This is a genomic window from Aquimarina macrocephali JAMB N27 (assembly GCF_000520995.1).
In the GTDB taxonomy this organism is placed as follows: Bacteria; Bacteroidota; Bacteroidia; order Flavobacteriales; family Flavobacteriaceae; genus Aquimarina; species Aquimarina macrocephali.
This window is the reverse complement of sequence record NZ_JACA01000005.1, coordinates 355,162-367,281: the sequence shown is the minus strand read 5'-3', so window position 1 is coordinate 367,281 and position 12,120 is coordinate 355,162. Positions and strand designations below refer to the sequence as shown.

Here is a 12,120-nt window from a genome sequence, read left to right as displayed (position 1 = left end):
TGGTTTATCTGCTTAGGTAAAAACTTCCTTGTATAGGTAAATTATTTTCAAAGTTTGGAACAAAAACATAAAAGTATGTTCCCGAAGGAAGGTCATCTCCTAGCTGCACAGACACATTGCTTTCTCCTCTAAACTCTTCTGTATTAAGATTTCCTTCATAAACAAGGCTACCGTATCTATTGTATATTTTTAAATCAAAATCAGGGAATGCTTCTGGGATATTATACACCTCTTCTATCAACAAATCAAAAGTATCATTCTGGCTATCACCGTTTGGTGATACTCCGTCCTGAAAATCAAGAGTACATAATTCTCCATTTGCAAATCTCTCCCCGGTATTTAATATATTTATCAAAACTTCAAGACGTTCGGATTCACAATTATTTGCATCAATCGTAGCAATATAATATACCTGGTTATCAAAAAGTAAAGGATTATCAATAATAGGAATTTCACTTTCTAATGTGGCATACCAGTTATAGTTTAGAACATCAACTTCAATATCTTCTAATCTGGAGGCATCAAGAATACAAAATTCCTGAGGAGGTACGTTAGGAATCGGTAAATCTATGATTTGTATCGCTACATTTAAAGAAGATTGATCACAGGGTAACGTATTTGCTATTACATATCTAAAATTATAAATATTGTTGGTTAATGTCGCAAACTCTACTACTCCATCCGCACTTAACGCACCTGTATTATCGGTATCTTCAAAAATCCCAGTACGTGGGGTATCTCTGTCTAAAAGCGAATACAAGCTTACTCTACCATCTATTTTACAGAACGTTTCACTTCGATCATTACCAATTTCTACTGGTTCGACAATGGTAATAGTTACTGTAGATTGATCTTGTGCAGAACACCCTGGATTACCAGGTACTACATATATATAATCTCCTGCTCCCAAAACTGGCAGCAAAACATTATCAGAATCAAAAATACCTAAATGATCTGGTGAAGTATATCCAAAAGGACCCGCCCAAGTTCCTGTGGTAACTGGGTTTCCTCCTAAAAGATCAAAAAGTGTTATCGTTAAATCGTCTGAGCAGAGTGTTCTACTTGCATTCTCTCCTGCATTAGGTAATGTGTTAACTGTAAATGTTAAATCTGCACTATCAACACATCCATTTATAGTATTTGTTGTGTATGTAAATGCAAATGTTTGTGAGCTATTACTATTTGGAAAAACAAATGTATTATCAATTACATCTCCAGCTGTGTTTGTCCAAACTCCTGTTGTTACTACTGTAGTACCATTAGTTCTTAATAAACTTCTAAGATCTACTTGTCCTTGAGATTCACATAAACTAATATCTTTTGTATCTTCTCCTGCATAGTCAAATCCAAATATTTGAATTTCTACTCTGGCAGTCATAACATCACAAGGATGTTCGCAATAAAATTCTCCTAATGGATTAGTCGCATAGGGATCACAAACAGAATCAGGATCACCATTAATACTGGGGCTCACTGCATATTCAAAAACATACGTTCCCGGTTCTGCTCCAAAAGGGTTTATAGTTCCTTTATATGTATAAGGTTTTAATGGATTGGGAGGTGATAAAACATGTAGCCCTAAATCAGATGAACCTGAAACCAAACGCCAATTTGTTTTTTTATCACTAAAATATTCGAATAGTAAGCCATTTTCTGTAGTGAATTCCAGCAAATTATATAGATCTATTTCTCCCGGGATATTATTACATCTTTGAAAAGGAGGGTTACTTTGATTAAATGGCCTAAGTTGTTCATAAAACACAAAACTAACTTTCGTAGTTTCATCACTACACACTGCAGAACGTTGCTCTACACTATAGGTAAAATCAAATTTTTTCCTTCCAAATCGTAAATTATTACCATTATCAATAAGGTTATCATAAATCGCTCTCAGATTAACCATCGAATCCTGTGAATTATCAATTTGTCCTGTAGGTTCTGGCAGCCATATTCCTTCAATATCTTCTCCTAATAAATATAGGTCATTAGTTAAATCTATATCGGCATCATATACTCCAGCCAAAAGATCGTCTTCACAAATATGAATGGGCTCAGATTCTCCCGAATCTACTTGTCTAACCATTGCTACCCGAACGGTAGTTTGTTGTGGAGGAGAGCATCCCGCAATACCTGAAACAGTATAAGTCAATTCGAAAACTTCCTGATCTACTAAAGGCACTCCAGGCTGGTAAGGTATTTCTACCTTAAGAAAACCATCATTATTAACACTTATAAAGCTACTACTAGAACCATTGTATGTCCATTCCCCATTCAAATGTGGAGATGGTGTATTCTTATCTAATGCAAACGCACTAAATAAATCAAAACCAATAAGGTCACAACCTTGAGCATTTACATTAAGTGGTCCTGATGGTGGAAGTGCTACACCAGAATATGGGCCCAAAACTAATCTTGCTGTCCTAACAGGAACATCTCCACAAGTTGCATTCTTTAATTCGAAAAAATAATCATCTTGTGTAATTATTGTGGTCGACTTTTTTAGTTCCCACATAAATAAATTACCCGTCGCAGCGTCGAATGCTGAAACAAATTTTGGGTCTATAGTCCATGTTCCATCTGCAGGAGTTGTGCCTGTCTCTGTATATATATTGATAATCCCATCGGGTCCATCAACCCCATCGAAGTCTATATTTTCCATATCACACTTTTCAATAGTGATAAGACCTAGATTACATTGCGAATGTATTCTCTGTGTAATTAGGGATATGATAAATAATAGAAATAGTAACTTGCTAGTATATTTCAAAATTGGTTTTTTATTTAATAAATATTCAACATCTAAAATATTTTACAAAAAACATTGATATAAATCTTACAATTACATGCAGATTTTATGCGGGTAGGAAAAATTTAACAGCAAATATATACATAAATTTTATACTCTAAAACCGCAACATTCAAATAGTTTCCACTTTAATTAAGATAAAAAAACTAAGATCTTGATTTTAAAACTCCTACAATATCTTTTAACTCATACCCTTTTGCCTGTAGCAGTATCAAATAGTGAAATAACAGATCTGCACTTTCGTTTAAAAACAATTCTTCATTATCATCCTTTGCTTCTATAACTACTTCAACAGCTTCTTCTCCTACTTTTTGTGCTACTTTATTAATTCCTTTCCTAAATAACGATGCTACATATGATTTCTCATCCTCTTGATTTTCTTTTCGAGTTCTAATTACATCTTCAAGATCAGACAAAAAACCATAGGATTGTTTATTATCTTCGTTCCAACAGGTATCTGATCCTTTATGACAAGTTGGACCTACAGGATTCACTGTAATCAAAAGGGTATCTTTATCGCAATCATTCTTTATGTCTACTACATTCAAAATGTTACCACTTTCTTCTCCTTTTGTCCATAATCTATTTTTGGTGCGACTAAAAAAAGTGGCTTTTTTTGTTTCTACAGTTGTATTGTATGCCTCTTGATTCATATATCCAAGCATTAATACATTCTTAGTCATTGCATCCTGAATGATAGCCGGAATAAGTCCGTCGCTATTTTTATTGAAGTTTATTTCCATAATCTAAAACACTTCGATGAGTTTAACACAGTATTAAAATTTTAATATCGTTAGTTTTCATCTATCGAAGATTCTTTTTTTATAACCGTACAGGGATATTATTATCCTGTAATTTCTTTTTTAAATTTTTGATTTCTATTTCCTTAAAATGAAAAACACTTGCTGCTAATGCTGCATCTGCTCTACCCTCTATAAATGTGTCCACAAAATGTTGAACGTTTCCTGCTCCACCAGAAGCAATTATGGGGATATTTAACTCCTTTGACAGTATAGACAATGCTTCATTTGCAAACCCATCTTTGGTACCATCATTATCCATAGATGTAAATAATATCTCTCCAGCTCCTCGTTTTTCTACTTCTTTTGCCCAATCAAACAAATCCAATTCTGTAGGCACTTTACCACCTACTAAGTGTACTATCCACTTACCATCGATTTGTTTTGCATCTATAGCAACAGTAATACATTGTGATCCGAATTTTCCCGCCAGATCGTTAATCAATTGTGGGTTCTTTACTGCAGATGAATTTATAGATACTTTATCTGCTCCATTTTGCAATAAAACATCCACATCTTCGACAGATGAGATTCCTCCTCCTACGGTAAAAGGAATATTTACTTTTTCTGCTACCTTAAGCACTAATTCTGCTAATGTTTTACGACGTTCTTCTGTTGCAGAGATATCTAAAAACACTAATTCATCTGCACCTGCTTTTGAATATGCATCAGCAAGTTCTACAGGATCACCCGCATCTCGTAGATCCACAAAATTAACTCCTTTTACGGTGCGTCCGTTTTTGATATCTAAACATGGTATTATTCTCTTTGTTAACATGATCATTCTTTTTTACTCAAACATGAGTTCTGTACGCTACTATTCTTTATTTACTATAGACTTAAATTTTTCAAAAAGTTGCTTTTCAGTATACTCTTTAGCCATTTCTTCATTCATTTTTTTATGCTTTTGACAGGATATATTCTTCTAATTGTTTCAGACTAATTCTGTTTTCATAAATCGCTTTTCCTATGATAGTTCCTTCACAACCGAGTTCTGCCAGTTTTGGCAATTCATCAAAAGTAGATATTCCTCCTGACGCTATTAGTTTAAGGTTATCTGTTTGAGATAGAATCCTACGATACAGCTCAAATGACGGCCCTTGCAACATTCCGTCTTTACTAATATCAGTGCAAATCACATAGGTTATTCCTTCTTTTTGATACTCCTGGACAAATGGGATCAACTCTTTATCACTTTCTTCCTGCCATCCGCTCACTGCTATCTTTTCATTATTTGCATCTGCTCCTAGAATAATCTTATCTGTACCGAATTTTTGTAACCACGATGTAAAAATGTCGGGATTTTTTACAGCAATACTTCCTCCTGTAATTTGATTTGCTCCACTTTCAAAAGCAATTCTAAGGTCATCATCAGTCTTAAGACCGCCTCCAAAATCAATTTTTAAGCTTGTTTTTGAAGCGATTTGTTCTAAAACTTTATGATTGACTATATGTTTAGATTTTGCTCCATCAAGGTCTACTAAATGTAGGTATTCGATCCCATGAGCTTCAAATTCCTTAGCTACTTCTAAAGGGTTTTCATTATATATTTTTTTTGTGTTATAATCTCCCTTAGAAAGACGAACGCATTTTCCGTCGATAATATCTATTGCTGGTATTATTCTCATAATTTTATTGTCTTAAGTAGTAAGTATTATGTCCTAAGATTGTTTAACGCTTCGTTGAAGAGAATAATTCATATTTCTAATCTCTCTACAGGAATTGAGTAATACATCTATTTGACCCTTATTTATAAAATCCAGTTTAACAATTAAAAGCAATTGTGTTTCTAACTCACAAGTTGATCCATTAGCTATACTCAAAAAATGAATAAATTCTTTTGATGAATTTATTCCAGCACCTTCTGCTATATTTGATGGTATCGAAACTGAACACCTTTTTATTTGTGATATTAAACCATATCTTTCATTATCAGGAAGAAGCTTCATTAGTTTATATACCTCGCAAACTAAATCCATTGACTTCTTCCAAACATTTAAATTCCCAAATTGATTCATACTATAACTTAATACTTTATTTTTACAGCTTCAGAAAATTCTCTAATATCTTCTCTCCTACAACACTACTTTTCTCTGGGTGAAACTGAGTTCCATAAATATTATCTTTCTGCAGAGCTGTACTATACGTTACCCCATAATGAGTTTGTGCGACTGTATCTTCTGTAACTGGCGCATAATAACTGTGTACTAAATAGATGTATTCTTTTTCTAAGATCCCTTCAAACAAAGGTGAATCGAGAGATTCTATCTGGTTCCAGCCTATCTGAGGTACTTTTACTCCATTGTCGAATCGTACAACATCAACATCAAAAATCTGTAATCCCCTGGTATCTCCTTCTTCGGTATAATTACACATTAATTGCATCCCCAGACAAATTCCTAAGACCGGTTGTTCTAGTTCTGGAATCAAGCCATCTAATCCAGAATCTTTAAGTTTTTGCATTGCACTACTAGCTTCGCCTACTCCAGGAAAGATAATTTTATCTGCTGCTTTGATCTCTTCGGGATCATTACTTAATATCGCTTCATACCCTAATCGTTGTATTGCAAACTTTATAGATTGGATATTCCCTGCTCCGTAATTGATAATTACAATTTTCACTTTATATTTTAGATTTATGATTTCAGATGTACAATTTCAAATTGATAATTCTTCAATCTTAATTCGCAATTAACTATAATACTCCTTTAGTACTGGGTAAGACCATTTTATCAGGATCGCGTTTTACTGCAACTTTAATAGCTTTGGCAAAAGCTTTAAAAATAGCTTCAATCTTATGATGCTCATTGATACCTTCTGCTTTTACATTTAGATTTGCTTTAGCTCCGTCTGTAAACGATTTAAAAAAGTGGAAAAACATTTCTGTAGGCATTTTACCAATCATTTCACGATTAAATTCTGCTTCCCATACCAGCCAATTACGCCCTCCAAAATCAATAGCAACTTGTGCCAAGCAATCATCCATTGGTAAACAAAAGCCATAACGCTCGATTCCCAATTTGTTATCCAGAGCTCTACTAAATACTTCTCCTAATGCTATCGCAGTATCTTCGATAGTATGGTGTTCATCAACTTCTAAGTCTCCTTTAACTTTTATATCTAAATCCATTTGACCATGGCGAGCAATTTGGTCCAACATATGATCAAAAAAATCTAATCCTGTACTAATATCACTTTTACCGGTACCATCAAGATTTAATTTGATGTAAATATCAGTTTCATTGGTTTTTCGGGAAATTTCGGCAACTCGATCTTTTAGTTTAAGAAATTCATATATTTTTTGCCAGTCATTGCTCTCCAGAGCAATATGATTATCTAATTCCTCCCTTTTGATTGTAATCTCTCCTGTTCCCAGGTTAGTATTATCATTAATAAAAATCCCTTTTGCTCCCAGATTTTTAGCCAATTCCATATCAGTTAGACGATCTCCAATTACAAAAGAGTTTATCAGATCATATTCATCAGAAAAATATTCGGTTAATAAGCCTGTTCCCGGTTTTCTGGTATCAGCATTTTCATGAGGAAAGGTTCTATCAAGAAATACGTTATCAAACACAACTCCTTCATTTTCAAAAGATTTCATAATAAAATTATGCACAGGCCAAAATGTATCTTCAGGAAAGACATCGGTACCCAAACCATCTTGATTGGTAATCATTACCAATTCATAGTTTAATTCCTGAGCAATTTTACCTAAGTACGTAAATGCTTTTGGGTAGAATATCATTTTCTCGAACGCATCTATCTGCTCGTCTGCAGTTTCTTTAATAATCGTACCATCACGATCTATAAATAATACTTTCTTTTTCATAATGTAATAGTGTCTCTAAGTTTAGAGTATTTTTATTTAATTACTAATATGTTATTTGACTACTTTAGTTTTACTTTTATTTAAAAATTTCTGAAATGAGTTCACGATTTCGAAATTGTCATAAGTACCTGTATTAGTTTTTCATTTTCTTCTTTAGCACCTACTGTAAACCGAAGCGTATTTTCGCATAAAGGTTGTGTACTTCTATTACGAACCACAATACCATTCTTAATTAACTGATCGTATCGTTTATTGGCATCATCTACTCTTACCAAAATAAAATTGGCATCACTTCTAAATATCTTCTCTACAAAATCTATGGTGGACAAAGCTTCTTCTAATTGAATGCGCCCTTTTATTATAGCAGATACTTCATCTTTAATTTGATCTTCTTCAATAATCCTTTGCAGTGCTCGCTGTTGTGTTAGTTCGTTCACATTATAAGGAGGCTTTATTTTGTTTAAAACATCTATTATTTCTTCAGATGCATAGCAAATCCCTAATCGTATACCTGCCAAGCCGTAGGCTTTGGATAAAGTCTGTGTCACTATAAGGTTTGGGTATCTGAGTATCCCTTCCACCCAACTTTTTCTATCGGTAAAATCGATATAGGCTTCATCAATAATTACCAATCCACTAAAACGATCAAGAAGTTCCTCTATTCGTTTTTGTTCAATTAAATTTCCCGAAGGATTATTAGGAGAACAAATAAAAAGTAATTTAGAATCACTATTCTCAGCTGCGAGTATCGCTTCAACATCAGGTTGAAAATTTTCTTCTAACCATACTTGCTGTTCTTCTACATTATTGATATTTGCCAATACTTTATACATCCCATATGTAGGGGGCATTGTAATAATATTGTCGATACCAGGTTCGCAAAATGCTCTAAATATTAGATCTAATACTTCATCACTACCATTACCTAGAAGTATATTTGTTTCTGAAACTTTTCTTTGGCTTGCTATTATCTTTTTTAAACTTTTCTGTTGTGGATCAGGGTATCGATTAACTCCGTTCTCATATGGGTTTTCATTGGCATCCAAAAAAACCATATCCTGATCAAAATCTGTAAACTCATCTCTTGCCGAACTATACGGTTTTAGATGTAGTATATTCTTGCGAACTAATTGCTTTATATTAAATTGTGTTTTCTTCATTTTTAGTTTATTGCTGTTGGTTAAAGCATCATTTATGATTCCTGACTACTTGTCACGGCCAACTATTTTAAACTCTCTAGTCGTAATGTTACTGCATTTTTATGTGCTTGCAAGCCTTCTGCTTCGGCCATAAGTTCAATTGCTTTGCCTATATTCTGGATACCTTGTTTTGATATTTTCTGAAATGTCATTGATTTCATAAAGCTGTCCAGATTTACACCGCTATATTGTTTTGCATACCCGTTGGTAGGTAATGTATGATTGGTTCCCGAAGCATAATCACCTGCGCTTTCTGGTGTATAATTACCAATAAACACAGAACCTGCATTAGTTATATTATCAATATAAAATTCTTCATTTTTCACACATACTATAAAATGTTCTGGGCCATACTCATTGATTAATTCTATAGCTTCCTGATCATCTTCGACATAAATTAATTTAGAATTGGATATTGCTCCTTCTGCAATTTCTTTTCTAGGTAAAATTGCTAATTGTTTGATAACCTCTTCTTCTACTTTATCCATTATTTCTTTGGAAGTAGACACCAAAATTACCTGGCTGTCTTTGCCGTGTTCTGCCTGGCTTAACAAATCAGAAGCAACAAAGGATGCATTAGCAGTATTATCTGCCACCACTAGCAATTCACTTGGTCCGGCCGGCATATCTATAGCGACACCAAACTTCGTTGCCAGTTGTTTTGCTACCGTTACAAATTGATTACCCGGGCCGAATATTTTATATACAGATGGAATAGTTTCTGTACCAAAAGTCATTCCCGCAATAGCTTGAATCCCTCCTACTTTACATATTTTTGTTACTCCGCAAAGATCGGCTGCATACAAAATAGCTGGATGTATTTTCCCTTCCTTATTTGGAGGAGAGCATAATACTATTTCTTTGCATCCCGCAAGATTAGCGGGAACAGTTAGCATTAAAATCGTAGAAAACAAAGGAGCTGTTCCTCCTGGAATATATAGTCCTACTTTTTGGATTGGTCTTTTCTCTTGCCAGCATTTAACTCCACTTGTTGTTTCTATAGAAACTTTATCAGTTTTCTGTGCTGCATGAAACTTTTCAATATTAGATTTAGCTAATCGTATTGCATCTTTTAAACCCTGATTTACTTGTCTTTTTGCTTCTTTTATCTCCTCAGCATCCACAAGGATAGTATCTAGATCTACATTATCAAATTTCTTAGTATATCGTTGTATTGCCTGATCACCCTCTGCTTTGACTTCTTTAAAAACAGTAATTACTTTTTCTTCAATATCAGCCACAGTTTGCGTTGGTCTTTTCAATATTTCGGGCCAATTGTTTTTATTTGGATTGTATATTTTTTGCATCTCTTCTTAATTTCTGTCTTTACAGAAACACATTAAGTTATTTATAAAACCATTTTTTCAATTGGGCAAACCAAAATTCCTTCTGCTCCTTCTGCTTTTAGCTCATCAAGAATATCCCAAAACTTATTTTTCTCTACAACAGTATGAATAGAACTCCATCCTTTTTCTGCCAACGGTAATACTGTAGGACTTCGCATACCAGGTAGTATCTTAACAATGTCTTTTATTTTGTGGTTGGGAGCATTAAGTAAGACATATTTAGAATTTCTGGCTTTTAAAACTGCTTTGATTCTAAATTGTAATTTCTCAAGAAGTCTTTTATTATCGTTTGATATTTTTGGGGACACTGCTAGCACAGCTTCAGAAGTGAGCATTACCTCTACTTCTTTCAGGTTATTTTTAAATAATGTACTACCGCTGGATACAATATCGCAAATTGCATCTGCCAAACCAATATTCGGTGCGATCTCTACAGATCCCGATATTTGGTGTAATTCTGCCGAAATCCCTTGTTTATCCAAATATTCACTAACTGTATTTGGATACGATGTAGCAATTCTTTTTCCATCAAGATCTTTAATCGAACTGTATTCAAAATCTTTTGGAACCGCCAGAGAAACTTTACATTTAGAAAAATTGAGTCGTTCTGTAATCGAAATATCTTTTCCTTTTTCTATAAGTACATTCTCTCCTATAATAGCAATATCAACAATACCATCCCTTAGGTATTGAGGTATGTCTCCATTTCGTAAAAACATAACTTCCATAGGAAAATTACGAGTTTGAGCTTTTAGTTGATCTTTACCATTATCAATAGAGATACCACAGTCTTTCAGTATTTTTACTGAATCTTCATTAAGACGCCCACTTTTTTGAATTGCAATTTTAATTTTTGACATTTTTATTGTTGTTGTTGTGCTTGAGTAATTCAAAAACGAGTTTTGTAGAAACAAAAAACCCGTTTGAATTACTCAAACGGGTTTTCATATTATTGTGTTATACACATATCATACCTACCACGCCTGAGCGAAAATGTAAGAATGATGATGATGTATAAATATATTATTCATTGTTTTTTTCTAAATACCCTGCGAATTTATAAAAAATTATTTTTACTCAAACGCATTTCAACTTATTTTTTTGCGATTCATCTTTTTTCTATGATTAAATCCATAGAATTTAAAGCCTTCAATAGGTTGATTATAAACATTTTTATAACTTTAAGAAACCAATACTAATCAACAACACATGAAAAATCTTTCCTCTTTTCTTATTTTTCTACTTTTTGCCTGGCTGGCAATATGGTGGTATTACTCCTGTGATTGGTGTACAAAAAGCACTAATAAAAGTATACCTGTGGTAGAACAAAAACCTGATCCGGAATTAGAAGCATTAGCTAAAAAAGCATATGAAGATAGCATTACAGCAGCAAATAGAACTGTTGGATTATTTGCAAAAGGTCCACATGGACAAGATGTATTTAGATATATCGAAAATCTAAAAATTAACAATACTAACGGAGATGTATTTATTCCTGATCCTCTAAAAGGATTTAGTCAACAAGTAGCTGATTATTTAGGTCAATATCAAGATCAGGAACTCATCGTTTATGGTTACGAGAATTCTTCTGAAAATAGAGATAGTACACAATTGGGTATCTCTAGAGCTAACTTTATTAAAGATATTTTGGTTAAGACCGGAATTAATGCAGATCGTATCGTTACCAAAACACAGTTGAATAATTACACTTATTCTGATGATGGTAACTATACAGGTGGAATACTATTGAATTTTATGACTCTAAATGAAGCTAGATTGGCTGAAGTAGAAAAAAGTATAGCGGCCAGGACATTGCATTCTAATTTTGCTCAAAAAACATTTCAACCAGATGCTACTTTATCTAATTATGCACTAGAACTCAAAAATTACATCAATAAATATCCTGACAAGTCTGTTGTAATCACTGGACATACAGATGATGTTGGTGAGGAAGACGCAAATCTCTGGTTTGGACAACAAAGAGCAAATAATGTACGGGAGTATCTTATTTCACAAGGTATTGTCAAAGATAAAATCATAGCCTTATCCAAAGGAGAATCAAGTCCTATCGTTCCAAATGATAGTGAGGAAAACAGAGCAAAAAACAGAAGAATAGAAATAACCGTAAACTAAAAAT

General features: G+C 33.5%; 11 protein-coding genes. 1 reads left to right on the top strand and 10 read right to left on the bottom strand.

The features are described 5' to 3' along the window. Nucleotides 1-4 precede the first annotated feature (4 nt). The 10 genes from Z054_RS0106775 to hisG form a co-directional block, all read right to left on the bottom strand. Complete coding sequence (locus tag Z054_RS0106775) at nucleotides 5-2,659, bottom strand: gliding motility-associated C-terminal domain-containing protein (protein WP_051473687.1); 2,655 nt, start codon at nucleotides 2,657-2,659, stop codon at nucleotides 5-7. A 293-nt stretch (nucleotides 2,660-2,952) separates the two neighbouring features. After that, a complete protein-coding gene (gene hisIE / locus Z054_RS0106770; RefSeq protein ID WP_024769324.1) occupies nucleotides 2,953-3,549 on the bottom strand; it encodes a bifunctional phosphoribosyl-AMP cyclohydrolase/phosphoribosyl-ATP diphosphatase HisIE in 597 nt (198 codons plus the stop codon). Nucleotides 3,550-3,628: 79 nt separating this feature from the next. Then, complete coding sequence (gene hisF, locus Z054_RS0106765) at nucleotides 3,629-4,384, bottom strand: imidazole glycerol phosphate synthase subunit HisF (RefSeq protein ID WP_024769323.1); 756 nt, start codon at nucleotides 4,382-4,384, stop codon at nucleotides 3,629-3,631. A gap of 121 nt (nucleotides 4,385-4,505) precedes the next feature. Further along, complete coding sequence (gene hisA, locus Z054_RS0106760; protein WP_024769322.1) at nucleotides 4,506-5,234, bottom strand: 1-(5-phosphoribosyl)-5-[(5-phosphoribosylamino)methylideneamino]imidazole-4-carboxamide isomerase; 729 nt, start codon at nucleotides 5,232-5,234, stop codon at nucleotides 4,506-4,508. Nucleotides 5,235-5,267: 33 nt separating this feature from the next. Further along, a complete protein-coding gene (locus Z054_RS0106755; RefSeq protein WP_024769321.1) occupies nucleotides 5,268-5,624 on the bottom strand; it encodes a four helix bundle protein in 357 nt (118 codons plus the stop codon). Between the two features lie 22 nt (nucleotides 5,625-5,646). Further along, the gene (gene hisH / locus Z054_RS0106750; RefSeq protein ID WP_024769320.1) at nucleotides 5,647-6,228 is read right to left on the bottom strand and encodes an imidazole glycerol phosphate synthase subunit HisH; all 582 of its coding nucleotides are present in this window, start codon (nucleotides 6,226-6,228) and stop codon (nucleotides 5,647-5,649) included. A 73-nt stretch (nucleotides 6,229-6,301) separates the two neighbouring features. Beyond that, entirely contained in the window at nucleotides 6,302-7,438 is a 1,137-nt protein-coding gene (hisB, locus tag Z054_RS0106745; RefSeq protein WP_024769319.1) for a bifunctional histidinol-phosphatase/imidazoleglycerol-phosphate dehydratase HisB, read from the bottom strand. 101 nt (nucleotides 7,439-7,539) lie between these two features. Continuing rightward, nucleotides 7,540-8,598 (bottom strand): histidinol-phosphate transaminase, encoded by a 1,059-nt coding sequence (hisC, locus tag Z054_RS0106740; RefSeq protein WP_024769318.1) that lies wholly within the window; start codon nucleotides 8,596-8,598, stop codon nucleotides 7,540-7,542. Between the two features lie 62 nt (nucleotides 8,599-8,660). Continuing rightward, the gene (gene hisD, locus Z054_RS0106735; protein ID WP_024769317.1) at nucleotides 8,661-9,944 is read right to left on the bottom strand and encodes a histidinol dehydrogenase; all 1,284 of its coding nucleotides are present in this window, start codon (nucleotides 9,942-9,944) and stop codon (nucleotides 8,661-8,663) included. Nucleotides 9,945-9,985: 41 nt separating this feature from the next. Further along, the gene (gene hisG / locus Z054_RS0106730; RefSeq protein ID WP_024769316.1) at nucleotides 9,986-10,843 is read right to left on the bottom strand and encodes an ATP phosphoribosyltransferase; all 858 of its coding nucleotides are present in this window, start codon (nucleotides 10,841-10,843) and stop codon (nucleotides 9,986-9,988) included. A gap of 349 nt (nucleotides 10,844-11,192) precedes the next feature. On the opposite strand from hisG, the gene Z054_RS0106725 reads away from it, so the two are divergent. Next, complete coding sequence (locus tag Z054_RS0106725) at nucleotides 11,193-12,116, top strand: OmpA family protein (RefSeq protein WP_024769315.1); 924 nt, start codon at nucleotides 11,193-11,195, stop codon at nucleotides 12,114-12,116. Nucleotides 12,117-12,120: the final 4 nt, after the last annotated feature.